Source organism: Scandinavium tedordense, from assembly GCF_024764965.1.
Classification (GTDB): domain Bacteria; phylum Pseudomonadota; class Gammaproteobacteria; order Enterobacterales; family Enterobacteriaceae; genus Scandinavium; species Scandinavium tedordense.
The window spans coordinates 366,288-392,847 of sequence record NZ_JALIGG010000054.1; the positions used below are offsets into that span (position 1 = coordinate 366,288).

Annotated in this window: 19 protein-coding genes; 7 read left to right on the forward strand and 12 right to left on the reverse strand. The window is 53.1% G+C overall.

Annotation, left to right across the window (positions count from 1 at the left end):
• Window positions 1–78: 78 nt before the first annotated feature.
• Both MUU46_RS10690 and MUU46_RS10695 read right to left on the reverse strand, forming a co-directional pair.
• The gene (locus MUU46_RS10690; RefSeq protein WP_159760733.1) at window positions 79–1,059 is read right to left on the reverse strand and encodes a nickel/cobalt transporter; all 981 of its coding nucleotides are present in this window, start codon (window positions 1,057–1,059) and stop codon (window positions 79–81) included.
• Window positions 1,050–1,688, reverse strand: a complete 639-nt coding sequence (locus MUU46_RS10695; RefSeq protein WP_374685003.1) for a DUF1007 family protein — start codon at window positions 1,686–1,688, stop codon at window positions 1,050–1,052. The genes MUU46_RS10690 and MUU46_RS10695 overlap by 10 nt, the downstream gene beginning before the upstream one ends.
• 122 nt (window positions 1,689–1,810) lie before the next feature.
• On the opposite strand from MUU46_RS10695, the gene csiE reads away from it, so the two are divergent.
• Window positions 1,811–3,094, forward strand: a complete 1,284-nt coding sequence (csiE, locus tag MUU46_RS10700; protein WP_159760737.1) for a stationary phase inducible protein CsiE — start codon at window positions 1,811–1,813, stop codon at window positions 3,092–3,094.
• Here the strand turns inward: csiE and MUU46_RS10705 are convergent.
• The 8 genes from MUU46_RS10705 to MUU46_RS10740 all read right to left on the reverse strand — a co-directional run bounded on the left by MUU46_RS10705 (window position 3,070) and on the right by MUU46_RS10740 (window position 14,967).
• Window positions 3,070–4,227: a 3-phenylpropionate MFS transporter gene (locus MUU46_RS10705; protein WP_258965506.1), complete on the reverse strand. Its 1,158-nt coding sequence runs from the start codon at window positions 4,225–4,227 to the stop codon at window positions 3,070–3,072. The two genes, csiE and MUU46_RS10705, sit on opposite strands and share 25 nt — an antisense overlap.
• A 263-nt stretch (window positions 4,228–4,490) precedes the next feature.
• Window positions 4,491–5,930 carry a sugar porter family MFS transporter gene (locus MUU46_RS10710; RefSeq protein WP_258965507.1) on the reverse strand — a complete coding sequence of 480 codons (1,440 nt, stop codon included), beginning with the start codon at window positions 5,928–5,930 and terminating at the stop codon, window positions 4,491–4,493.
• A gap of 160 nt (window positions 5,931–6,090) precedes the next feature.
• Window positions 6,091–6,966 (reverse strand): aldose 1-epimerase, encoded by an 876-nt coding sequence (locus MUU46_RS10715; protein ID WP_258965508.1) that lies wholly within the window; start codon window positions 6,964–6,966, stop codon window positions 6,091–6,093.
• 11 nt (window positions 6,967–6,977) lie between these two features.
• The gene (locus MUU46_RS10720) at window positions 6,978–8,039 is read right to left on the reverse strand and encodes a zinc-dependent alcohol dehydrogenase family protein (RefSeq protein WP_258965509.1); all 1,062 of its coding nucleotides are present in this window, start codon (window positions 8,037–8,039) and stop codon (window positions 6,978–6,980) included.
• Between the two features lie 65 nt (window positions 8,040–8,104).
• Window positions 8,105–9,103, reverse strand: coding sequence for an ABC transporter permease (locus MUU46_RS10725; RefSeq protein WP_258965510.1), 999 nt, complete (start codon window positions 9,101–9,103; stop codon window positions 8,105–8,107).
• Between the two features lie 26 nt (window positions 9,104–9,129).
• The gene (locus MUU46_RS10730; protein ID WP_258965511.1) at window positions 9,130–10,647 is read right to left on the reverse strand and encodes a sugar ABC transporter ATP-binding protein; all 1,518 of its coding nucleotides are present in this window, start codon (window positions 10,645–10,647) and stop codon (window positions 9,130–9,132) included.
• 27 nt (window positions 10,648–10,674) lie between these two features.
• Window positions 10,675–11,658: a substrate-binding domain-containing protein gene (locus MUU46_RS10735; protein WP_258965512.1), complete on the reverse strand. Its 984-nt coding sequence runs from the start codon at window positions 11,656–11,658 to the stop codon at window positions 10,675–10,677.
• A 27-nt stretch (window positions 11,659–11,685) separates the two neighbouring features.
• Window positions 11,686–14,967, reverse strand: a complete 3,282-nt coding sequence (locus MUU46_RS10740) for a DUF5107 domain-containing protein (protein ID WP_258965513.1) — start codon at window positions 14,965–14,967, stop codon at window positions 11,686–11,688.
• Window positions 14,968–15,083: 116 nt separating this feature from the next.
• On the opposite strand from MUU46_RS10740, the gene MUU46_RS10745 reads away from it, so the two are divergent.
• Together MUU46_RS10745 and MUU46_RS10750 are read left to right on the forward strand one after the other, a co-directional pair.
• Entirely contained in the window at window positions 15,084–16,289 is a 1,206-nt protein-coding gene (locus MUU46_RS10745) for an ROK family protein (protein WP_258965514.1), read from the forward strand.
• An 81-nt stretch (window positions 16,290–16,370) separates the two neighbouring features.
• Window positions 16,371–16,793 carry a DoxX family protein gene (locus MUU46_RS10750; protein ID WP_258965515.1) on the forward strand — a complete coding sequence of 141 codons (423 nt, stop codon included), beginning with the start codon at window positions 16,371–16,373 and terminating at the stop codon, window positions 16,791–16,793.
• 125 nt (window positions 16,794–16,918) lie between these two features.
• On the opposite strand, the gene MUU46_RS10755 is transcribed toward MUU46_RS10750, so the two are convergent.
• Complete coding sequence (locus tag MUU46_RS10755; protein ID WP_258965516.1) at window positions 16,919–17,650, reverse strand: hypothetical protein; 732 nt, start codon at window positions 17,648–17,650, stop codon at window positions 16,919–16,921.
• A 521-nt stretch (window positions 17,651–18,171) separates the two neighbouring features.
• On the reverse strand, window positions 18,172–19,425 hold the full coding sequence (gene glyA, locus MUU46_RS10760; RefSeq protein ID WP_159760761.1) for a serine hydroxymethyltransferase: 1,254 nt from the start codon (window positions 19,423–19,425) through the stop codon (window positions 18,172–18,174).
• A gap of 313 nt (window positions 19,426–19,738) precedes the next feature.
• Here glyA and hmpA point away from each other — a divergent pair, with 313 nt between their 5' ends.
• The 4 genes from hmpA (at window position 19,739) to cadA (ending at window position 26,558) form a co-directional block, all read left to right on the forward strand.
• Window positions 19,739–20,917, forward strand: coding sequence for an NO-inducible flavohemoprotein (hmpA, locus tag MUU46_RS10765; RefSeq protein WP_258965517.1), 1,179 nt, complete (start codon window positions 19,739–19,741; stop codon window positions 20,915–20,917).
• 179 nt (window positions 20,918–21,096) lie between these two features.
• Window positions 21,097–22,632 carry a lysine decarboxylation/transport transcriptional activator CadC gene (cadC, locus tag MUU46_RS10770; protein WP_258965518.1) on the forward strand — a complete coding sequence of 512 codons (1,536 nt, stop codon included), beginning with the start codon at window positions 21,097–21,099 and terminating at the stop codon, window positions 22,630–22,632.
• Between the two features lie 377 nt (window positions 22,633–23,009).
• On the forward strand, window positions 23,010–24,335 hold the full coding sequence (gene cadB / locus MUU46_RS10775; RefSeq protein WP_159760767.1) for a cadaverine/lysine antiporter: 1,326 nt from the start codon (window positions 23,010–23,012) through the stop codon (window positions 24,333–24,335).
• Window positions 24,336–24,416: 81 nt separating this feature from the next.
• The gene (gene cadA, locus MUU46_RS10780; protein ID WP_258965519.1) at window positions 24,417–26,558 is read left to right on the forward strand and encodes a lysine decarboxylase CadA; all 2,142 of its coding nucleotides are present in this window, start codon (window positions 24,417–24,419) and stop codon (window positions 26,556–26,558) included.
• Window positions 26,559–26,560: the final 2 nt, after the last annotated feature.

Sequence of the window (26,560 nt, forward strand, 5' to 3'; positions counted from 1 at the left end):
CGAGGGAGAAATCCGCACCGAGCGGTCCCCTCTCTCCTATGGGGAGAGGGCCTGGGGGAGGGGAATACATCTACACTGTCAAAACGGTCTCAACCCCCTGCCCTCCGGCACCGCGCTGAGCCACATCACCACCGCCGCAACCACCAGCACCGCTCCACCCGCAAATGCCAGTGTCGTCCAGCCAATTTGCCGCCACATTACCGGCGCATGATTGCCACTCAAACGTACCGCCAGCTGACGGAAACTGTGTACCAGCAATGCCAACGATGAAATGGTTATCGATGTGCCCGCCGCCATCGCCAGCGCAGACGCTACTCCCCAGCTAAACACCCCAATCACCTTACTGAATAACAGCACCATAATCGCCCCGGAACAGGGCCGCATCCCCATCGACAGCACAATCACCAACCGCGCGCGCCAGTCGTTGCCGCTTTCCATTTGTTGCGGGTCTGGCATGTGCTGATGCCCACAGCCACAGTTGGCGTGGTGGTCATGATGCGGAGTAAACGCGGTAAAAGTCGGCTTGCGTAAAATCTGACGCAGCTTTTTCAGCGCCCGCCAGCACAACAATAATCCCAGCACACCGACCAGCACATAACTGCCCTTTTCAAGCCAGAAACTGCTGAGATGCAGCTGGCGCGCAGGTAATGCCAATAGCGTCAGCACCACAATGACCAAACCAATCGCCACCAAGCCTTGTAATAAAGACGCCATCAGCGTCAGGCCGATGCTCGATTTTAGTTGCGACGGATGCGTTGCAAGCCAGGTGGTGATGACAACTTTCCCATGCCCCGGCCCGAGCGCGTGCAGTACGCCATAGATGAAACTGAACGTCAGCAACGAGCCGCCCGCTTTCATCGGGTTTTCCGCCACCGCCTGCAACAAACCACTCATCTGCAGATTAAGCTCCCGCTGCCAAATAATGCTTTTCAGCAACACCTGCGGCCAGGCGTGCCACAGCCATGACCCACCCGCCAGCGCCGCAATCAGAAACAGCACCAGCGGCCAAAGTTGCAGCCAGCGGCGTGAGCGCTTCGCTACCGGAAAGATTAAGGACATGTCAGCGTCACCTGTTGAGCAAATTGTTTACCTAAATCCATATCCTCGGGCGGCGCATCGGCCTTGTCGAGCGACAGCGCGTAGGCCGCCAAATCTTCATTGGGTTTCGGCGTGTGCATGCTGAGCTTGCAGCCTTTTGGCGCATCGGCGGGCAGTGTGACATAAGCATCTTTGTCGTAATGCATATCGACAAAATAGGTCGGGTCGAAGGTGGAAAACTGATACGTCTGCCCGGCGAGTGGCTGCGGTGTGGCCAGTGGCAGAGTAAACGTCAGCACCGCTTTATGCCCTTCGCGGGAAAGCCCGTAGGACGTTGGACGATTTTCAAATTTTACCTTCTGCTTACCGTGCCAGAACTCGGTGAAATAGTGCTGCCCAAGGACGTTGGCCATCACTTCTGCCGCCAGACGTTTCCAGACCTCATCCCCCGGTTTGGCATTACCCGCGTCATAGAGCAAATCGGCGGAAGTGATTTCATCCATCGTCCAGCGCATATTAATGGCGGTCAACTGCCCGCCGCTTGCCACCAGCTGGCTTTGCATGCTGATAAAACTGTGCGGGTGCGCTGACGCCTGCCACGATAATAGCGCGCCAAAAGCCAGAACCATGCCCGGTTTCACTCTCGTCATTGCATCCTCAGTGAAAAATTCTGTGACCGACCCCAGCAATCCTTGCGCAAAGGCGTCCCGTCTGGCTTTCACGCCGTCAACCTTTAGCTATTCTTATCAAAAACCTTTCTGGAACCTGACAGATGATGACCGTGCTTGAACCGCCATCTGTGCTTTCCAGTCCACAGCGCCGCTGCCAGATCCTGCTAATGCTGTATCTGCCAGGGCAGTCCGTGACGCCAGAGGCGATAATCCGGGTGAACAACGTTGATGACGCTGTCGCCCGCCAGGATATCGCCGAAATACGTCACGTCATCCAGCGCTATCACCGACTCAACATCGTGACGCTTGCAGACGGCAGCTACCGGATTGAAGGCACCACACTTGACCAGCGCTTATGCCTGATTCACTGGCTGCGCCGCGCCCTGCGGCTGTGCCCTGGGTTTATCCAAGGGCAGTTTACCCCATCGCTCAAAACGCAGCTTAAACAATCGGGTATCTCGCGGATTCTGTATGACGATACCAACCTTCGCGCGCTGGTCAATCGCTGCGGGCAAAATCTTCAGCGCCAGTTCGACAGCCGCGATGCCGCCTTTCTCAGTCTGTATCTGCAATATTGCCTGCTGCAACAGCAGCCGCAGCAATCACCGGTATTTAATGATGGGCAGCGCAAATGGGCGCAGGCCAGCGCTGAATATCAGGTGGCGGCAGAAATTGCCCGTCACTGGCAGCGCCGGACCCTGAAAAACGCCCATCCTGACGAGCATCTGTTCCTCGCGATGTTATTTATGATGCTGAAAGTGCCGGATCCGAAACGTGACCATCACACCCAGGAAGTACGGCTCTATCGCAGTATTAACCAGCTGATTGACCGTTTCCAGCAGCTTTCCGGGCGGCAGTTCAGCGACCGTCGGGGGCTGCGCGACCAGCTGTATGTCCATCTGGCGCAGGCGATTAACCGCTGCCTGTACGGCGTCGGGATTGATAACAGCCTGCCGGAAGAAGTGCAGCGCCTGTATCCGCGCTTGATGCGCACCACTCAACAAGCGCTGACCGAGTTTGAATCGCACTATGCGCTGCGGATTTCTGATGAAGAGATGGGCCTGATTGCGGTGATTTTTGGCGCGTGGCTGATGCAGGAAAGTGACCTGCAGGAGAAGCAGGTCGTGCTGCTGACGGGAGACAACCCGCAGCTTGAACAAGAAATTGAACAGCAACTGCGCGAGCTAACGCTGCTGCCGCTGAACATCAAATACCAGACGCTGCACGCTTTCGAAAAAGAAGGTGCAGCGAAAGGCGTGGCACTGATCGTCACGCCCTATACGCTTGCACTGCCGCTGTTCTCCCCGCCGCTTATCCACGCCGGGGAGCCGCTCAGCGAGCGACAGCGCCAACATATTTGTCAGATGCTAGAAGCGCCTGGCTGAACCGTGACTTTCGGTCGGATAAACATCGCGGGAATAGCCAGCAGCGCCATCACCCAGAACACGCCCTGCTGCAGGTGCTGATAGAGGAATCCGGCGAAGACGGTCATGATGGCAATACTGCCGCCCATCGCGACGGCGGAATAGACCGCCTGTAGACGAATGACTTCGCTACCCTGACGGGCGGAAATGTAGCGCATCGCCGCCAGATGACAGACGGTGAAGGTGCCGCAGTGCAGGATTTGCGCGACGATAAGCCACGGCAATTCCGTTGTCCAGCCCATGATGCCCCAGCGGATAAGGCCGCAGAATGCCGAAAGCAGCAGTAAATCCCGCGCACCGAAACGGCGGAACACCTTCTTGCTGACCGCGAAAATAACCACTTCCGCCACGACACCCAATGACCACAAATAGCCCACTGCCGATGCGGAATATCCGGCGCCCTGCCAGTAAATTGCGCTGAAACCGTAGTACGCCGCATGCGCGCCCTGTAACAGACACACGCAGGCCAGAAAACGCCAGCTTTGCATCACCAGAGATCGCCATGCAGGCCAGCCTGCGCTTTCCTCATGCTGCCGGGCTTCACCCTGCGGCTGAATCGATGGGGTAATCATCATCCCTATCAGCATGGAGGCAATGCCGATACTGAGCAGCGCCAGGATCGCGTGATAGTCGAAAAGGCTCACCAGTTTACCGGTCAGTGCCGAACCAATCACGAAGGCAATCGAGCCCCACAGACGCACGCGACCGTAGTCCATGGTTATCTGTTTTTGCCAGGTGTTTGCCAGCGCATCCGTCAGCGGAACCAACGGTGAGAAGAACAGGTTGAAGCCCACCATCATCGCCATCAGCCACGCCACTTTGGTGCCAGCCCAGAATGCAAGCACAAACAGCAGCGCCAGCAACGCCAGAATGCGTAATGCGCGGATTAATCGCGATGGATCGCTGACGCGAGGCGCAATCAGCAGGCTGCCGAGGAAGCGCGCCACCAGACCCGCACCGAGCAGCACGCCGATGGTTTCCGGCGTCAGGCCCGTTCCTGCCAGCCACACGCTCCAGAATGGTAAGAAAATGCCGTAGCTAAAGAAGTAGGTAAAATAACTGAGCGCCAGCCAGCGCGTGGAATGCAAGACCATGATTCCCTCCCAAATGGTGGCGCTAGTCTGGCGGCAAACGCAACGGCTGGCAAGTAAGGTTAACAATTTCCCAACATCTATCAGGCTAATTTACGAGGATGCTCGAAGAAAATCGCCACGTTTCTTTGGGCATTAACAGCACGACACCGGGCTGCCCCGGCATTCGATGCGCATTGACCGGATGCGACTGTGGCTCCAGACACACCCGCCCTGAGGAGAGACACTCATCCGCAGATGCGCGTTTTCCAGCCACAATTTGTCCGTCATCCGTTTGCCCTCCCCACTTTTGCTGCTGACGTCGGGTCAGGTCGCCCGGTAAGCTGTTCTTCCAACGCTTCAAGCGTGACGCCTTTGGTTTCCGGCACAGTGCGTTGAATGTAGATCCAACCCAGGGCGCAGATAATGCCATACAGCAAGAAACTGCCTGATGCTCCCAGGCTGGCATTGAGCAGCGGGAAAGTGTAGGTCAGCAGGAAACAAGCAATCCACAGCGCCAGCGTGCCGAGCGACATCGCCAGCCCGCGCACGCGGTTGGGGAAAATCTCTGATAACAGTACCCAGGTCACCGGGGCCAGCGTCAGGGCATAAATGGCAATCGCCGCCAGCACCAGTAGCAGCACTGGCCAGCCCATGATACCCAGTGCGTAGGCTCCGGCGATCAGCATGTAGATAACCGTCAGTCCACAGGCCCCCAATTGCATCAACTTGCGACGGCCGATTTTGTCGACCAGCGGCAGCGCGGCAAGCGTGAAAATCAGGTTGATTATCCCTGTCGCTACAATTGATTTCAGGGTTCCGTTGATATCAAACCCGGCTGAGGCAAAAATCTCCTGCGCATAGTTAAAGATGACATTGATCCCGCACCACTGCTGGAATACCGCCAGTACCATCCCCATGATCACCACCGGACGGATGTTTGGCTGTAACAGCATGGCAAACGACACTCGCTGCGTGTCTTTCGCCAGCGTATGCGCGATGTCATTCAGGGTTTGTGTGGCATAGGCTGGCGAGCCAATACGTTCGAGGGTTTGACGTGCACGGGCTTCTTTGCCGGCCTTCATCAGCCAGCGCGGCGACTCTGGTACCACAAACAACAGCAGCAGAAATGCCAGCGCTGGAACCAGTTCCGCGCCAAACATCCAGCGCCATCCCGTTTGTCCGTTCCAGCTTTCCACGATGGTCTGCTGGGTCGCACTTGCCGCCACGGGTTCAGCAATCAGCAGGTTAATCAGCTGTGCCGCCAGTACGCCAATTACGATAGTCAGCTGATTGATGGCTACAAACCGTCCGCGTTTTTCCGCCGGGCTCACTTCCGCGATATATAAAGGACTCAGTGCCGACGCCAGCCCAATCCCGACCCCACCGACGATGCGATACACCACGAACAGTTCGAAGTTGCTCGCCATCGCCGTGCCCCAGGCCGAGACGCTGAACAGAATGGCGGAGGCAATCAGCGGCAGACGACGGCCAAACTTGTCCGCACTCCAGCCCGAAATCAGCGCCCCGAAAATACACCCAGTCAGCGCCGAGCTCATTGCCCAGCCAGACTGCGCCGGATCGGTGATATTGAAATACGCTTCATAGAAGGGCTTTGCGCCGCCAATCACGACCCAGTCGTAGCCAAATAGCAGACCACCGCAGGCCGCCACCAGACAAATAGTCCAGACGTAGCCCATTTTTACTGCTGTCTGCGAATTACTCATTCCCTCAGCTCCTTCGTTAGCCAGACGAAAAATTCGCCCGGTACGCACTAAAGAGCTGAGTCTAAACAAAGCGAAATGCGCAAACAGACACTGTCCGCACGCTATAAAGTTAAGGAAGTTCAGTAAAAAACGATACCTTGCGCAGCAAGGTATCGTAGCGTCATTCGGCAGATATAATCCGTAGTGTCATATTGAGCTCAGTGCTCTCGCCTGGCGCCAGCGGAGTGAGATTTCCGCCGCCAGGGCGATGATGGTCATCCGGGCAATGACTCATGGGTTCAAAGCAGAAAAAATCGAAAGTGTAGCCATCGTCAAAGTCTGGATCAGATACAAAAATGAAATAACAAGGAGCAGGCGGATCCGTCTCCATCGTTATTGCATAGCCATCGTGGGGCTGTGAAATATGCGCCACGCCATTCCAGCCTGCATAACCATTGTTAACCCAGTGACGCGGCAGCGGTGATGGAAGAGTGAAATCGAGATCCTGCTGCTGCTCAGTCTGATACGCCCCAACCAGCCACTGCTCCCGTTCCAGCCAGTACCCATTTGCCTTTGCCTGTACCCGAGTTTGTGTTGCCATCGGAAAGAAAGGATGCCAGCCGAGTCCGAAAGGTAGCGTTTCATCTCCGTGGTTTGTTACTGAAAGTGTGACTTTTAGCGAATTATTCGTCAGGTGAAACGACTGTGTCGCCTGATAGCGATACACGCCGTGACGGTGATGGTATACAAGACACAGACGATCATCAGACTGCGCCTCGCAATACCACTCACCCAGCCAACCATCACCGTGCAAATAGTGTTCATCCCAATCAACATTCGGCTCGAAGGTGTATTCTTTACCCTGCCAGACAAAGTGGTTACCGCTGACACGATTGCCAAAAGGCACCAGAGGGAAACAGGATGAATCGGTTGCTACACCATTATTTTTACCCGGCCGCAGCAGCGGAATATCCCGCGACCTGAACCCTTCAATCGTCCCACCGGTGGAGGAAACCTCCAGGCTCAACGGGCCATTTTTCAAGCTGAATAGCGTCATCCGTTGTCTCCTCAATCCGGAAAATTGATGACCACCTTCCCACATTTACCGCTTGCCATCAGCGCGTAAGCATCACCCGCCTGCTCCAGAGAAAAACGGTGCGTAATCGCATTACGCGGCCAGAGCTTCCAGTCAGTCAGATCATGGGCACATTTTTCCATATGGAACAGACTGGTCACCCAGGAACCAATAATTCTCCGCTGGTGATGCATAAGATCGGCGCTAACCTCAAACTCTACCTTGCCGGTTTCACCGATATACACCACCCGTCCCCAATCGGCTGTAGATTGCAGCGCAAGCAAACGTCCCGCAGCATTACCTGAGCAGTCCAGTGCCACGTCTGCCCCGCCGCGCGTCATTTCTGCGATCAGCTCCGGCAGGCGTTCCGTTGTGGCGAGGTAGCCGTTATCCATAACGCCCAATTGTTTCGCCATTGCCAGACGCTCCGGGAGCATATCAACGCCAATCACCCGCTTCGCACCACGTCCACGCGCCAGCATCATCGCCATCATACCTACCGGCCCCAGCCCGACGACCAGCACATTGTCACTGCCAGAAACTTCGCCACGCAAAATGCCCTCATAAGCGGTACCCACACCGCAGCTGATAAAAGCACCATCTTCATAACTGAGCATCTCCGGCAGACGGATCAAGTCTTTCTCTTCCGCCAGCAGATACTCCGCATGGCCACCATCGCGCTGCCAGCCGTAAGCGGCCTTTCCCTCACCGGTACAAGAGATAGGAAATCCACGTCGACAGTTTGGACAAAAACCACAACCGGAAATATGGTAAACCAGCACGCGTTCGCCTTCTTTGAAGTGGCGGCAACCTGGGCCTAACGCCACAACCTGACCACAAGGTTCATGTCCATTAATGAAACCCTGATACAACGGTTTGTCCGGTGCTGCCGCTGTGGCACGGTGCTGATGATAGATATAATGCACATCGCTGCCACAGATCCCCGACGATTTCATTTTGAGCAGTACCTGATTCATACCCGGCACAGGGACGGGCACCTCCCGCAGGTCCACGGTAGAATTGCCTGGTAAATAAGCCGCCAGCATAGTTTTCATAAATCCCTCTCTTAATATGATCAATTTTCATCCCTGCAGCTTCCGCGTCAGGGCGTTGGATCCTTTCAGCGTTTGACTTTGCTATTGCGCTGCGTCAGCAGAATATTCGCCAGTACCGCCACCACAATGATGACGCCTCGCACGACCTGCTGGAAAAAGGAGTTAATCCCGATAAGCACCAGACCATTGCCGATAAGTGTGATAACCAGTACTCCGAGCAGCGTGCCGAACAACGAGCCACGCCCACCGGAGAGTGCCGTTCCCCCCACCACGACGGCAGCAATCACATCAAACTCCAAACCGTTAGCTGCACCGGCATTACCGGACCCTAGCCGCGCGGCCAGCAGAATACCGGTGACAGCAGCAAGCAGCCCGGAGAGAGTAAAAATCATGATGCGGATGCGTCTGACGTTAATGCCACAGAGCTGCGCCGCCGTCGCATTCCCGCCTACCGCAAAAACCGAGCGACCGAATGCGGTTTTACGACTGACAAAAACGAAGACCACAAACAGAATCATCATGATCAGTGCTGACACCGGCAGACCGAGAAACTGCCCACCTAACCAGTCCAGCACGTCGCTTTCATCAATAGGCACCGGTAGCGCATTGGTCATAAATAACCCCATCCCGCGCAAGGCACTCCATAACCCCAGAGTGGCCACAAAACTCGGAACGCTAAACACGCCGCGTAAAACGCCAGCAAGCGTGCCCATTAGCGCGCCGAGGAGCAGCACCAGCAAGCAGGCAATGCCCAACGGGACGTGATATTGCAGCAAAAATGCCAGACAGACCGAGACAAACGCCACCATGGGGCCAACACTGACATCGATTTCACCCGCGATGATAATCAGCGTCATCGCCCAGGCCGCGATCCCAATGGTGGCCGCATCGCGCAGAATATTCATTTGGTTATTCAGTGAGATAAAGCCGGGTGCATTGATGGAAAACACCAGATAGAGAATGGCAATCACTACTAACAGCCCCACTTCGTTAATGTGGCGGCTCATGAACTGTTTAAACGATACGCTTTTGCCTTCCGGCAACGTTAAAGATGACGCTGACATATTCAGTTTCCTTGGGATGGGTGCCATCAATGTACGGTCAGAATGGCGGACATCAGGGCATCGACACTGACCGGTGAGTGAAATTCACGGGTGAAAGTACCGTGCTGCAACAGCAAAATGCGGTCGCACACCAGTGGTAATTCCTCCACTTCACTGGAGATAAACACCACGCTTTTTCCTTCTGCGGCCAGCTCACGAACGATGCGATAGATTTGCTGTTTGGCTTCAATATCGACTCCGCGAGTTGGCTCATCGAGCAACAGGATTTGGCTACCGGCATACACCCAACGTCCGATCACCACTTTTTGCTGATTGCCCCCTGAAAGTGTGCCAATGGGCGTTTCACTGCTGGCAGCCTTGACCGTCATTCGCGCCATCACCTCATGAGTCACTCGGCGGATAGCCTCCCACTGCAACACACCGCGTATGCTGACCTTATGCCGATTGGTTATCACCGTATTCTCATCGACGCCCAGCCAAGGAATGACTCCTGCTTCTTTGCGGTTTTCAGGGGTGTACCCGATCCCTCGCCGCAACATTTCACCGTAATCAGGACGTTTGATGGCTTCGCCGTTAACCCGGATTTCCCCGCAATCAAAGGCATCCAGTCCAACAATGGCTTTAAGCAATTCGCTGCGTCCTGCGCCAAGCAGACCGGCAATACCAAGCACTTCGCCGCGACGAAGTGTAAAGTTGATCCCGGCGAGTTTCGGTAACTGACTCAGGCCCAGAACGTCCAAAACCGGTTCGCCATGTATTACTGAGGTCTCGACAGGACTGCTGTCAGCATGCGCGCGGCCCAACATCATCGAAACAATATGACCGGTTGGAGTACTGTCCAGCACGACATCACCAGCGACCTGACCATCACGCATGATGGTGGCACAGGAGGCGATGCGGCGAATCTCCTCCATGCGATGACTGACGTAGATGACCGCCACACCCAATGCCGACATTTTCTTCACTGCGGTGATAACCAGCTCCACTTCAGCACTGGCAAGCGAGCTGGTCGGTTCATCGAGGATGACTACTCGCGGCTCGCCCTTCATCACCCGCGCTATCTCCACCAGCTGTTTTTGAGCCGGACTGAGTGAAGAAACCAGTTGGTCAGGACTCACCTCAACGCCCAGCGAATGAAGGCTTTGCAGCGCCTCATTTTTCATCCGAATGTGATCGACCATGCCGTTGCGTCGTGGCCAGTGCCCCAGGCAGAGATTCTCCGCCACCGTTAGCCCTTCAACCAAACTGAGCTCCTGGTAGACTGCTCGCACCCCCAGCTCGACAGCGCGACGGGTTAGCGTTGCTTCATCGCCTTCCAGCCGGGCTTCACCAATCCAGATCTCCCCGCTGTCCGGGCTCTCGCTGCCTGTCAGCAAACGAATCAGGGTTGATTTACCCGCACCATTTTTGCCGAGCAAAGCACGCACTTCGCCTTTATTCAGTGTGAAGTTGACGTTATCCAGCGCAACCACACCAGGGTAACGCTTATTTCCGTCCACCACTTTTGCTACCGGTACAGCTTCTGTTTGCGTTGTCGTAAACATAAGCACCTCAGCCATTGAACAATGCGTTTAAGGCAGACCATCCACATGCGTTGTCAGCCATTGTTTGCCATCTTCCACTTTGGTGTAGAGATCGATAGGCACCTGAATCACCTTCTCTGTCGGCGGTTTTTTATTCACAACATTCAGAGTCTGGGCAAAAACGGCATCCCCCATTTTCTTACCGGAAATATCCACCACGGCTTTCAGCACCTGATTGCTCTCAAGTTCCTGAGCGATTTCGGTGGTCATATCAGAGCCGAAAACGACAATTTTTCCGGCCTGATTCTGATTACGCACGGCTTTAACCGCCCCCAGCGTTGCGCCACCCGACTCGCCCATAATGGCATTCAGACCCGACGTCGAAATAATCAGTTTTTCCCCCGTGGAGATGGCTTTATCCAGCACCGTGCCTTCCTGGTTCGCCACAATTTTCGCCCCCGGCACGCGTGCTTTCAGCGCCGCTTCAAACCCTTTTCGCCGCTGGACGCACACTTCAAAGGCTTCGCAATTGATCACCGCTATTTTGGGTTCGCTGATATGGCTGGCGATAAAATAATCTGCTGCTGCATTACCGAGTTTTTTACCGAACTCCTGCGGATCGCCTACCAGATACGCGGCAACATATTTATCAACGCCTTTTGCATTAATGCAGGTGTTGTAGCAAATCACCGGAATACCGGCCTCACTGGCACGGCGAACGGTACGGCTACTGCCATTTTCGGAGACGGCAGACAAGATAATGGCGTCCACGTTGCGCGCTACCAGGGTATCGACAAAGGTACTTTCTTTAGATATATCTCCCTGGGCATTGGTTTCGATTAACTGAACCTGCACCGTCGAGGCTTTCGCCGCATCCTGAACCCCCTGACGCACACCTGCGTAATACCCTTGGGTATCCAGATAGATAGCGCCGATGGTCATTTTTTTCTCGGCTGCGAAGCCAGTAACAAACCAACTGCACAGCGTAAAGACCAATAACGAGATAATCGGTGTTCTGATGTGTCTGAGCATGAGGGACTCCTTCCGGGTTTTCGAATGTTAGTGAACGAGTGGCATCACAAAGGGCATCACCTGAGCAAACAGCGCCGCTTTCGGCCAGGCTGGGTTCAATTTCTCCAGTGCATTGCAGACGTTTTCATATCCCTCAACATCACCAAGTCCTGCGGCTGACAGCGCTTCCACCAGCAGGCATTTCTCCCGGTGTTGTTGTTGCAGGTCGGCATACAGCGACAAGAGATCCGGCTGGGAGACGGCAAAGAAGTCTGCTTCAATCGGATTTTTCGCCATCTGCTGTGCCCACAGCTTCATCTCAGTGAACAGGTGGGCCGATGCCGACTGTTCACCTAACATTTTCAATGCCATGCCTTGCCAGAAGAGATAATCGATAGGCTGATCGTTGTAGTAACTGTGGATGTTGATAGTGCGATCGCCCGTTACCGCGAGGTGCAGGCAGCGCTGTGTTTCCGCTTCATCCCCTTGCATCTGTGCGCAAACGGCTAACGCAAACCAGATATCGTTATCGGTCTGACCGGGCAGGCGACCTTCACTCAGATTCTCAGGGTAATTCAGGGCGTCCTGCAGTAAAGCCACTGCAGACTGGGGCTGTTGGCGTTCAATCTGTTGCCACGCCCGCAGCAACTGGTTAAGGATAAACTGGCTGGTGACTTTTCCCTCGCCTCCCTCCCATGGGTGGAATTTACGCGTCGCCAGAATCTCTGACGCTTTCGTGGTCGCGCCTGTCAGGTGCCACAAATTCAATAACTCAGCGGTCAAATCGTCACGCTTAAGAGCGCAGGGCAAATGTGTCTCAAGGCGTGCAAGACGTGTTTGCGCTGACACCCCGGTCAGCTTATCCAGCAGGTCTCGTTCAAAAAGCAACCGGGCATCTTGCGGAGACAATTGGCAGGCAGTGTCCAGATAACGGGCAGCCTTTACCCCGTCCTGCTTTTTATTCCAGGCGTGGATTGCCAGTCCGCGCCAGCCATCAGCAAACTCTGGCGCCATCTCTACGCTGCGCTGCCACAGTGCGATAGCCTTGTCGTAATTACGTTTGCTGTAAAAGAAGCAGGCCAATAAATGGCGGGCAAACCAGCACTCTTCAATACTGGCCAGCGCGGCCACTTCGTCGAGGGTATTGGGGAAACGGACAAACGCCGGAAATGCTTCACGAGCCTGTTCGACCAACCCGGCGCGCTCCGCTGCAGGCTTGAGGCTAGCCTGCAGATAGAGCGGAAGTGTGCGCTGACAGTCGAGCGCTACCAGCATTTCGCTTGCCAGTTGTGGTAATCCCCAGCTAATGAGTTGCCCCGCAGTGATCAGGGCATTCACATCACGACCGCGACACATTCCCCGCCATTGCTCAAGGCGAGATTCGCTCCCCTCATCATGCCAACAGAGCCACCACAGCGTCGGATTCAGAGGATAGTCACGCAACAGCATCTCACGCTGAAGACGGGCATCGTCCCGGCACCCGCTGCGGAGTAGCAACAGGTTTTGCAGACACAACACGGCCTGGTTAGTCGGACACGCAAGCAAACTTTGATGACAAAAATCCAGCCCTACGTCGCTATCGCCCTGGCGAGCTGCCAGTCGTGCCAGGCCATAATAGCCACCGGCTTTGCTGTTACCGCTCCAGACTGCGCGCCAGAAGTCCTCCTCGGCATCCTGCCATTTTTCCAGACGCTCAGAAGCACTGGCACGGATCAGGCTTGCCTGGCCACATTGAGGATTTTTATTCAGACCATGCGCACGTTTCAACGCCAGAGTGGCATAGCTGATAGCACAAGCATAATCAGCACGATTGTACTCAAGCAGCGCCAGCGCCAGGTTACAACGATAGTCGTGCGTATCCAGCTCGACGCCGCGCAGGTAGTAGTCAAATGGGGAACGGCTAGCGTGGTGATATTGCTCAAGATGCTGACCAATAAACCACGCTTCATCAACGCTGGTTATCTCAGCTGCCGTCAATGGCACTTTCGCCACTTCCGGAAGGGGTATAGCTGTGGGCTGATGCTCCTGATAGCGCAGCGCAACCTTGCCCTTCGCATCAATCAATTCTATGGTCATTCTTATCGGATCAATGTCGCTCAACAGGCCCTGCATTACAGTGGCAGGCGTCAACTCGACGGCGCTATCCAGCAATGTTTCACGATTTTCAGTTTCCCGGATGACCAGTCGATAGCCCGATAAAGGAGCGATAGCATACAGCCCCCATTCAGTCCCCTGCTCCGTGCGTTGTAGTTTGATAACCGCATCACGGGAAGCGTTTTGCACCATTCCCAGCGAGTGGTAAGGCAGGAAATATTGCTCAAAACGTTTCTCTTCCCAGGCATCGAGCCAGGTAAAATCCGGCTGGTTATCGGCAAAGATACCGGTCATAAGCTCAATATAAGGACCATTGGTATCCGTCAGGCTCTTATCCCATGCCTGACCAAATTCACTGTAGCCCCAACTCCACTGTTTTTTCCCTGGTGCAATATGGTGGTTAGCGACATGCAACAGTCCGCCATTTTCATCATGGCTCCACGCCCCAACAAAATCGTAGGCCGATTTTTCCGCCATATAGGACGTGGGCACCGGCACGTTTTTGTAGCGAGAGATATCGACGCCCGCCGAATAATCCACTTTGTAATAGGTTCCGGTCGCGATAGGGAACGCCGAGACGGCGCGTTTCCCGTGGTCAAATACGGCCGTTACATCAGGTGGAAAGACGCTTTGATGGCCCTCACCACCTTTGACAGCCGGATTCGCCCACCACAGGAAATGACGCGGTGTCGCGTTGCCGTTGTAGACGCGACTGCCAATTTCCAGAGCGGCACGTTCCGGTCTAAGGGTAAATCCGGTCATCACCTGAAGGCCATACATCGGCTCGGTTTCACCTACCCATACGGTTTGTGCTCCGTCTTCATGCGCCTCAATCGTGAAATCGACGGGCATAAATGTTGTTGGTCGATGATGCTGCGGCCAGTTAAATTCTATCCCCCCCGATATCCATGGCCCCAATAGCCCCACTAACGCAGGCTTAATAACCTCATTGTGATAAACAAAATCGCGCTGTCTGACTTTATCCCACGCCCTGTGCACCCGCCCGCCAAGCTCAGGCAAAATCATGACTTTGATGTAGTCATTCTCCAGCCATACTGCCTGCCACTCTTTGAGTGTCTTGTTCTCACTGAGCGTATCGGTCACGCCATAGGGATACACAGCTCCGGATGACCCTTGATAGACACGATTTTCCAGAAACATGGGATGAATATCCTGTGGTCCGGTTTCATAAGTCGGTATCTGGAGGCTTTCCTGCCAAACATTTACTGGATTCATATCGCCCTCAATATTAACAAGACATACTGAATTAAAAGATTGATGGCAGTTTAATGAACAATCTGGCAATGTTTTTGCACAATAATCACGCATTACAGTAAACAGAGTTAAGTTAAATGAGAGCATGTATCAATAACCAACAGATCCGTCACTACAACAAATGCGTGCTCCTTGAACTTCTGTATCGGGTGAAACGTGCCAATAAATCCACGCTGGCGCGCCTGGCCCAAATCTCTATCCCGGCGGTAAGCAATATTCTGGAGGAGCTTGAACGCGAGAGGCGGGTACTGAATGTCGAAGATGAAAAACAGACGCGTGGACACAGCAGTGGCACCTGGCTGATTTCGCCAGAAGGAGACTGGACGCTGTGCCTGAATGTTACGCCCACCAGTATCGAGTCTCAGTTGGCTAACACCTGTCTGAGTCCAAAAGGTGAATTTGAACGCTTTGCTATCAGCGCTCCTGATCCGCAAGCACTGCTGGCAGAGATCGAAAAATGCTGGCACCGTCACCGCAAATTATGGCCCGATCGAACCATTAATCTGGCACTGGCTATCCATGGTCAGGTCGATCCGGTGACCGGCGTATCGCAAACTATGCCGCAAGCCCCTTGGAAAACACCTGTAGAAGTGAAGTATCTTCTGGAAGAGAAGTTGGGGATCCGCGTGATGGTGGACAATGACTGCGTGATGCTGGCGCTGGCTGAAAAGTGGCAAAATACCGCGCGCGACCGTGATTTCTGTGTGATTAACGTTGATTATGGAATTGGATCGTCCTTTGTGATTAACGATCAGGTTTATCGCGGCAGCCTGTACGGCAGTGGACAAATCGGTCATACCATTATCGCACCAGACGGCGTTGTCTGTGACTGCGGGCGTTATGGTTGCCTGGAAACCGTTGCCTCACTGAGCGCCCTGAAAAAACAGGCCCGTGTATGGTTAAAAACGCAACCTCCGATCACGGGATTGAGCCCTGAAACCGTGACCACAGCACAACTGATTGACGCCTGGGAAAGAGGGGAACCCTGGGTAAGAAATTGGGTCGATAATTCCGCAAATGCCATCGGCCTTAGCCTGTATAACCTTCTCAACATATTGAATATCAATCAGATATTATTCTACGGCCGAAGCTGCGCCTTTGGTACAACCTGGCTTAATACCATTATGCGGCAAATTGGTTTCAATCCTTTCGATCATGGCGACACTTCCCGGGCACGTTCAACGCAGATCGGCTTTGGCGCCCTAACGCAAGTAGAGCAGGTGTTGGGAATCGGGTATTTGTATATTGAGGCTCAGCTTGCCTTGATGCGCCAGGTGAAGTGATTGTTTGTGGACAGATTTCTGGCGCGAGCAGTCATTGTGTATTAGGTTTTAATGACTTCCCTTTTGCACAACGGAACTGCTATGAACTCAATTCGTTATTTCGATTTTGGCTCATCACGCTCGCTGCTGCTATTGATTGCCCGCATCGCGCTGGTGGCGTTGTTCATTATTTTTGGTTATCCGAAAATGATGGGCTTTAGCGGAACGGTACAGTACATGGCCTCGAGCGGCGCGCCGGTTCCAATGTTATCAGCGATTATCGCGGTGATAATGGAAGTGCCTGCGGCAATTCTCATTGTGCTCGGGTTTTTTACCCGTCCGCTGGCAGTGCTGTTTGTCTTTTACACGCTGGGAACGGCGGTTATTGGACATCACTACTGGGATATGACCGCCGCGGCGGTGGTGCCGAACATGATTAACTTCTACAAGAACGTCAGCATTGCCGGTGGTTTTTTACTGCTGGCGATTGTCGGACCTGGGGGGTTGTCGATTGACCGCCGTTAGCTCATGAAAAAGCAAAAGGCCGCAAACGCGACCTTTTTCCCGGTGGTACACAGCTTAAAGGCTTGATACCGGTAACGCTATGCTTAGATTTCTGCCCTGAATACTCCCGCTGCGGACAGAAAACATCAGGAAAATACGTTACGGTCCATTAATGAATAGCAACGTGGATCATGAAGCAATTTGGTAACGCCTTGCAATGCCTGCTCCGTTAATACAACCTTACCGTGAATAATACTTTCACGAGTACATCTGTCTTGATAAAAATCATAAATTTGACTCCCGTGGTATCCCTTCAAACCACGGTCTGACCATTTTTTCATCTTCGCCTGCCAATATATTGAGTATGTATCTATTGGACAGACTATTTTAGCCCACGGATCACAGACCAATGTATTTTCAAGTAATTGGTGAGAGCCAGGACCTTTCCATGTCCCCACTAAAACCAGGGCATGGTCTACGGGCATTTTCAGGTAAATCCTTAATATACGTACCGGATCTTTAACTTTTTTTTGCAATCCATGTACATGATTCGCAAGATAAGAAAAGGCCAACATCGCATTTTCGCCACAGTTACCAGGATTTTTGATCCCATTACGATAATCTTGGTCAAGTTTCTGGCAATAGTGCTTAGGGTTTGAATTATGTTCTCTTAACTCTCTAAGCTTCTGATTTCTGAGTTTATCCATGGACACGGTATGCAGTAAATATCGGTTAGGGTCTGTAACCATCCATTCATTTGTCACATTTTTATTAAGGTAAAATTTATTCGCTGCTTTTAATGGTAATCTACTTCTGGCATATAATAGCGCTCTTTGCAAGATTGGCTGTGCTTGTTCCTTAAACCTTCTATTATCCATTAAATGTCCCTTCCCTTTGGCACGCTGACACCTTCATTATCCGTGTGTTTATTTTGCATTATTCATTAGTACACTATTATCACCCCTCCATCCCTGGGTATGATAAGGGAATTAATAAACAACTTTCACGTAAACCAAGAAATAGTTAACTAATTTCAGTAGTTGTGTTTAACACCATACAAGTGCTTTTCAGTATCTGCAATTCAATCTTATTGAATATATTATTAAGAGCAATTCAGATTTCAGAGCATGCTATAATGTCAGGTTCTCTGTATCTTACCTTTCATTATGAAAAGCACAGCCATCCTATTTTATAAAAAAAAAAGACACCTTAGGTATAAGGCCGATCAGCTAAGCATTTTCATGAATGAATATTCATATTTTCTGCTTGGAAGGACAACAAAGGAATCAGGGTTGTAGCCCCGTTTTCCTTCATTGAGGCCTGATTTAACAGGCCTCACATCCTTAACTGACTAGCATTACTACCTTAGGTGCCCAACATTTAAAGTAAATTCAGTATATTACGCGTAAACCGGGAAACGGGCGCAGATATCCAGCACTTTACTTTTGATGCGTTCGATAACGGCTTCATCATTGATGTTGTCCAGCACGTCACACATCCAGCCAGCCAGTTCTTTCACTTCAGCTTCTTTGAAGCCGCGGCGAGTCACAGCCGGAGAACCGATACGGATACCAGAGGTCACAAACGGGCTCTTCGGGTCGTTTGGTACGCTGTTTTTGTTGACGGTGATGTTAGCGCGACCCAGCGCGGCATCGGCTTCTTTACCGGTCAGGTTTTTATCTACCAGATCCAGCAGGAACAGGTGGTTCTCAGTACCGCCAGATACCACTTTGTAGCCGCGGTTCAGGAACACTTCCACCATCGCTTTCGCGTTTTTCGCCACTTGCTGCTGGTAGACTTTGAACTCTGGCTCCATCGCTTCTTTCAGCGCAACGGCTTTCGCGGCGATGACATGCATCAGCGGGCCGCCCTGCGCGCTTGGGAACACGGCAGAGTTCAGTTTTTTGTACAGGTCTTCGTCACCACCTTTCGCCAGGATCAGGCCGCCGCGCGGGCCCGCCAGGGTTTTGTGGGTAGTGGTAGTCACGACGTGAGCATGTGGAACCGGGTTCGGGTATACGTCTGCGGCAATCAGACCGGCCACGTGTGCCATATCAACGAACAGGTATGCGCCGATGCTGTCAGCGATTTCACGCATTTTTGCCCAGTCAACCACACCGGAGTAAGCCGAGAAGCCGCCGATGATCATCTTCGGTTTATGGGTCTGCGCCTGCTTCGCCATGTCTTCATAGTCAATTTTACCGGACTCATCGATACCGTAAGGGATGATGTTGTACAGCTTACCGGAGAAGTTGACCGGGGAACCGTGAGTCAGGTGGCCACCTTGCGCCAGGTTCATACCGAGAACGGTATCGCCCGGTTGCAGCAGCGCGGTGTAAACCGCGAAGTTCGCCTGGGAACCGGAGTGCGGCTGCACGTTGGCGTAGTCTGCGCCAAACAGCTCTTTGGCGCGATCGATAGCCAGCTGCTCAACGATATCAACATATTCACAGCCGCCGTAATAGCGTTTGCCCGGATAACCTTCAGCGTACTTGTTGGTTAACTGAGAACCCTGCGCCTGCATCACGCGCGGGCTGGTGTAGTTTTCGGAGGCGATCAGTTCGATGTGCTCTTCCTGACGTACTTTTTCCTGCTCCATCGCCTGCCACAGTTCGGCATCATAATCGGCAATGTTCATTTCACGCTTTAACATCCGCATCTCCTGACTCAGCTAACAGTAGTTTTACCGCTAAAAAAGGGGGCCCTTTTGGGCAACGGCCAACAGTATAACTGATAAGTTCTGCGATAACAGGTCTTGACAAATGATTTTACGCAAACGATTACCTTGCCGCTACGCAAGGGTTTGAGCGATAAAGGCACTCGAGTTTTAAGCGGATTTCTTTTCAGGTTTGTGATGCACATTTTTCATCTTTCAAAGAACCATTTACATCATAGGGTCATTATTATAAGATGCATTTAAAATGCATCATTAGAAACATGATGAAGAAACCGAGAAGGACATAGACATGCTTGACGCACAAACCATCGCGACGGTGAAAGCCACCATTCCCCTGCTGGTCGAAACTGGCCCTAAACTCACCGCACATTTTTACGATCGCATGTTTGCTCATAACCCGGAGTTGAAAGAGATCTTCAACATGAGCAACCAGCGTAACGGTGATCAGCGTGAAGCGCTGTTCAACGCCATCGCCGCCTACGCCAGCAATATTGAAAACCTGGCCGCCCTGCTGCCCGCGGTGGAAAAAATCGCCCAGAAACACACCAGCTTCCAGATCCAACCCGAGCAGTACGCCATCGTTGGCGGCCATCTGCTGGCGACGCTTGACGAGCTGTTCAGCCCGGGCCAGGAAGTGCTGGACGCCTGGGGCAAAGCCTATGGTGTGCTGGCCGACGTGTTCATTAACCGCGAAGGTGAAATTTATCAGCAAAGCGCCGCGAAAATCGGCGGCTGGGAAGGCACGCGCGCATTCCAGATAGTCAGCAAAACGCCGCAAAGCGCCCTGATCACCGCGTTTGAGTTTGCCCCGCAAGACGGCGGCGACGTGGCCGATTATCAGCCGGGTCAATATCTCGGCGTGTGGCTGAAACCGGAAGGTTTCGCGCATCAGGAGATCCGTCAGTATTCACTGACCCGCAGCCCGAACGCCAAAAACTACCGTATTGCGGTGAAGCGCGAAAACGGCGGCCAGGTGTCAGAATGGCTGCATGACGAAGCCCGTGTGGGCGATACCGTTTATCTTGCCGCACCTGCCGGTGACTTCTTTATGTCCGTTGACGCCACCGCACCGGTGACGCTGATTTCTGCCGGTGTCGGCCAGACGCCAATGCTGGCGATGCTCGATACCCTGGCAAACCGCGCCCATCCGGCTCAGGTGAACTGGTTCCACGCGGCTGAAAACGGCGCGGTCCATGCGTTCGCCAAAGAAGTAGAATCCTTGGGTGCAACGCTACCGCGCTTTGCCTCGCACGTCTGGTATAACGCGCCTGAAAATAATGACGTGTTCGACAGCGCCGGGCTGATAGATTTGCGCCAGCATGAAGGCCTGTTCAGTGATCCGGCGACCCAGTTCTATCTCTGTGGTCCGGTCGGTTTCATGCAGTTTGCCGCGCAGCAACTCGTGGCGCTGGGCGTGGAGCCGGGTAATATCCATTACGAATGCTTCGGACCACATAAGGTGCTGTAACGTATTTCCCCCTCTCGCGGGCCACGCTGTTTCTCTGGCCCGCAAGCGCTGCTTTTATACCCAGAACCATACAAAAAATCCTTCATATCGCCTCCATGAAGCAGGGTGGGTCAAAAAAGGGGTAATCTGCTTGTGTTAAAATGCCCGTCTTCCCGTTGTCATTTTTGGGCCCCTTTTTTATGCAGCAACCTGTTGTACTCATTGGCGAATGGCTGGTTACGCCTGCCGTAAATCAGATAAGCCGTCAGGGACGTCAACTTACACTCGAACCTCGCCTCATTGACCTTCTGGTTTACTTTGCTCATCACCCCGATGAAGTCCTGAGCAGGGATGAACTTATCGACCACGTCTGGACGCGTAATATCGTAACCAACCACGTCGTGACCCAGAGCATTTCTGAATTGCGTAAGTCGCTGAAAGACGGCGATGAGAGCAGCCCGGAATACATTGTGACGGTGCCGAAGCGCGGCTATAAGCTGGCGGCCACCGTTATCTGGTGCGCCGAAGAAGGCGATGAACTGGTCCCCGTTCCTCCGGCAATCCCGTCGACGACGGTAAAATCCTCGCCATCGACCGTGGCCGCCACGCTGGTTTCGGCGGCAGGTGCGCTTCCCGCACAGGTGAAAGCGGACAAACGCCGCAGCATCACGACCTGGTGGGTCTGGGGCCTGTTTCTGCTGGCGCTGTTCAGCTGCGTGGCGCTGGTCGCAATGTCGACAATACATTCGCATCCGCCAGTGACTAAAACGCGCCTGTTGCTCAACCCGCGCGATATCGATATCCGTTTAGCGGACGGTAACTCCTGCAACAATGCGGCCTCGCAGCGAACGTACGCCGTGGGGCTTGGCAGCCTGATTACCATGTCGCTGAATACGTTCTCGACCTATATGGTGCATGACAAAACCAACTACAACGTCAACGAGCCGAGCAGTTCGGGCAAAACGCTGACCATTGAGTTTGTGAATCAGCGCCATTACCGCGCTCAGCAGTGCTTTATGTCGGTGCAGCTGGTCGATAACGCCGACGGATCCGTGATGCTCGATAAGCGTTACTTCGTCACCAGCGATAACCCGCTGTCGATTCAGAATGACCTGATGAGCAGCCTGTCGGAGGCGTTGACCCAGCCGTGGCCAGAGCGGATGCAGGCCATGCTGCGCATGTATCAGCCGCCGCAGAGCAAATCGCTGACTCACTTTTATCAGGCTCACCAGATGCTGATGAAAGGCGATATCGATTCGCTCAGCAAAGCCAGCGCGATTCTTGAGGACGTGATTTCCGATTCGCCAGGCTTTACCTATGCGCTGGCGGAAAAAGCCATTGTCGATGTCTTACGTCATTCTCAGCAACCAATGAATGAAACACAGCTGGCGGAACTCAATGCAGAAATAACCCTCGTCAGTAATATTCCTGAGATCAACAATACCGCTGCGTTCTATCAAATAAAGACCATCAATATGCTCGGACAAGGAAAAATTGATGACGCATTCGCGGCGATTAATTCAGGTATTGACCTTGAAATGTCATGGATGAATTACGTACTTCTTGGCAAAGTCTACGAAATGAAAGGTGAAAACCGTCTCGCCGCAGATGCGTATATTACCGCATTCAATTTACGCCCAGGCGAGAACACGCTTTACTGGATTGAAAACAGCGTATTCCAGACTTCCGTTACCCGCGTCGTCCCCTATCTCGACAACTTCCTCGCTGCAGAATAAGTCAGATACATGAATGACCTCATCACGTGGAATAAAACACGCGTGATGAGGTTAATTATATGTATCTCATGAACACCTGAATTGTTATCTTTCCTGAGCCAAGACCCCACGCAAAGCAACATTAATTCAACCTGCCACGATAATCACAACACCATGTAAAATAACGATATTTATCTTTTTATGATATCAACCTGTCATCCTGATGTGTTAACGCGAAAAGGTCAGGATGTCATTTGTCTGACATTTGCGATTACTTCACTTTATCTTTAGGACTTCTCTGCTGGAGATCTTTAACCTTGAGCTCAGTCGGTCGGGTCATAACCACAATTTGCAATATGATCCGGGCCTCCAAAATAAATACCAGGAGAATACAAACCATGAGTTCTGCCAAAAAGATCGGGCTCTTCGCCTGTACTGGCGTAGTCGCCGGGAATATGATGGGGAGCGGCATTGCCTTATTACCCGCGAACCTCGCCAGCATCGGTGGCATTGCCATCTGGGGCTGGGTTATTTCTATTATTGGTGCAATGTCTCTGGCTTATGTTTACGCCCGACTGGCAACCAAAAACCCACAAGAAGGTGGCCCCATTGCCTATGCGGGTGAATTATCCCCGGCATTCGGCTTCCAGACCGGCGTCCTTTATTACCACGCAAACTGGATTGGTAATCTGGCCATCGGCATTACCGCCGTTTCTTATCTTTCGACCTTCTTCCCGGTCTTAAATAATCCCGTACCGGCCGGTCTGGCCTGTATCGCTATCGTCTGGATTTTCACCTTCGTGAATATGCTCGGCGGTACCTGGGTCAGCCGCCTGACCACCATTGGTCTGGTGCTGGTGCTTATTCCGGTATTAGTGACTGCGGTTATCGGCTGGCACTGGTTTGATATGGCGACCTATCAGGCTAACTGGAACACTTCGACCACCACGGATTATCACGCCGTAATCAAAAGTATTCTGCTGTGTCTGTGGGCGTTCGTCGGCGTTGAATCTGCCGCTGTCAGCACCGGTATGGTCAAAAACCCGAAACGCACCGTACCGCTGGCAACCATGCTGGGTACCGCAATCGCGGGTGTGATTTATATTCTGGCGACTCAGGTCATTACCGGTATGTACCCTGCGGCTGAAATGGCAGCATCGGGCGCACCGTTCGCAGTCAGCGCCTCTACCATTATGGGCAGCTGGGCTGCACCGATGGTTTCCGCCTTCACCGCTTTCGCCTGCCTCACCTCGCTGGGCTCGTGGATGATGCTGGTCGGCCAGGCCGGTAAACGTGCCGCTGATGATGGCAACTTCCCGAAAGTGTATGGCGAAATTGATGCCAACGGCATCCCGAAAAAAGGCCTGCTGCTGGCCGCGGTGAAAATGACCGCCCTGATGATCCTGATTACGGTGATGAACTCCAGCGGCGGTAAAGCTTCTGACCTGTTCGGCGAGTTAACCGGTATCGCGGTGCTGCTGACCATGCTGCCTTACTTCTACTCCTGCGTTGACCTTATTCGCTTTGAAGGCGTCAACGTTCGCAACCTGGTGAGCCTGATTTGTGCCGTGCTCGGCTGTGCATTCTGCTTCATCGCACTGATGGGCGCCAGTTCCTTCGAGCTGTCCGGCACCTTCATCGTGAGCCTCATCATCCTGATGTTCTACGGCCGCAAAATGAACCAGCGTGAACACAGCGAAGACAACACCGCCAGCGCTCACTAAGCCCTAACCCTTTTCTCACGGCTCCTCTCTTCACCTGTCACCTCGTGACGGGAGGGGCCTTCTACGCCTGGAGATACGACTATGAACGTTATCGCAATCATGAATCACATGGGTGTCTACTTCAAAGAAGAACCTATCCGTGAACTGCACCGCGCCCTTGAGCGCCTGGATTTCCGCATCGTTTACCCGAACGACCGCGAAGATTTACTGAAGCTGATTGAGAACAATGCCCGCCTGTGCGGCGTGATTTTCGACTGGGATAAATACAATCTCGAGCTGTGTGAAGAAATCAGCAAACTGAACGAATACATGCCGCTGTACGCCTTTGCCAACACCTACTCGACTCTCGACGTGAGTCTGAATGACCTGCGGATGCAGGTGCGCTTCTTCGAATATGCGTTGGGTGCGGCGGAAGATATCGCGGCGAAAATCCAGCAGAATACCGACGAGTACATCGACACAATCCTGCCGCCGCTGACCAAATCGCTGTTCAAATATGTGCGTGAAGGCAAATACACCTTCTGTACGCCAGGCCATATGGGCGGAACCGCCTTCCAGAAAAGCCCGGTCGGCAGCCTGTTCTATGATTTCTTCGGCCCGAACACCATGAAATCTGACGTATCGATTTCCGTGTCTGAACTGGGTTCTCTGCTGGACCACAGCGGCCCGCACAAAGAAGCGGAAGAGTACATCGCCCGCGTCTTTAACGCTGAACGCAGCTACATGGTGACTAACGGCACATCCACCGCGAACAAAATCGTCGGCATGTATTCCGCACCGGCGGGCAGCACCGTGCTTATTGACCGTAACTGCCATAAGTCGCTTACCCATCTGATGATGATGAGTAACATTACGCCGATTTATTTCCGTCCGACCCGTAACGCATACGGCATCCTCGGCGGTATTCCGCAGAGCGAATTCCAGCGCGCGACCATCGCGAAACGCGTGAAAGAAACGCCGAATGCCACCTGGCCGGTACACGCGGTTATCACCAACTCGACTTATGATGGTCTGCTGTATAACACCGACTTCATCAAGAAAACCCTCGATGTGAAATCGATTCACTTCGATTCTGCCTGGGTGCCTTACACCAACTTCTCCCCGATTTATGCCGGTAAAAGCGGAATGAGCGGCGGTCGTGTGGAAGGGAAAGTGATTTACGAAACCCAGTCTACGCACAAACTGCTGGCTGCGTTCTCTCAGGCATCGATGATCCACGTGAAAGGTGACGTTAACGAAGAAACCTTCAACGAAGCCTACATGATGCACACCACCACTTCTCCGCATTACGGGATTGTGGCGTCCACCGAAACCGCAGCGGCGATGATGAAAGGCAATGCCGGTAAGCGCCTGATCAACGGCTCCATCGAACGCGCCATCAAGTTCCGTAAAGAGATTAAACGTCTGAAAGGCGAATCCGAAGGCTGGTTCTTCGACGTCTGGCAGCCAGAGCACATCGACGGTGCGGAATGCTGGCCGCTGCGTTCTGACAGTGCGTGGCACGGCTTCAAAAACATCGACAACGAACACATGTATCTTGACCCGATCAAAGTCACCATTCTGACTCCGGGCATGAAAAAAGACGGTTCGATGGACGAATTTGGTATCCCGGCGAGCATCGTGGCGAAATACCTCGATGAGCGTGGGATCGTGGTCGAGAAGACCGGCCCGTACAACCTGCTGTTCCTGTTCAGCATCGGGATCGATAAAACCAAAGCCCTGAGCCTGCTGCGTGCGCTGACCGATTTCAAACGTGCGTTCGACCTGAACCTGCGAGTGAAAAACCTGCTGCCGTCGTTATATCGTGATAACCCAGAATTCTACGAAAACATGCGCGTGCAGGAATTGGCGCAGAACATCCACAAACTGGTTGAGCATCACAACCTGCCGGACCTGATGTTCCGAGCGTTTGAAGTGCTGCCAGCGATGGTAATGACGCCGTTCGACGCGTTCCAGAAAGAGCTGCACGGTGAAACCGAAGAGGTTTACCTCGAGGAGACCGTTGGTCGAGTGAATGCCAACATGATCCTGCCATATCCTCCCGGCGTTCCGCTGGTGATGCCGGGTGAGATGATCACCGAGGAAAGCCGTCCGGTGCTGGAATTCTTGCAGATGCTGTGCGAAATCGGCGCTCACTATCCGGGCTTCGAAACAGATATCCACGGTGCCTATCGTCAGGCGGATGGCCGTTATACCGTTAAAGTGCTGAAAAACACCAAATAACA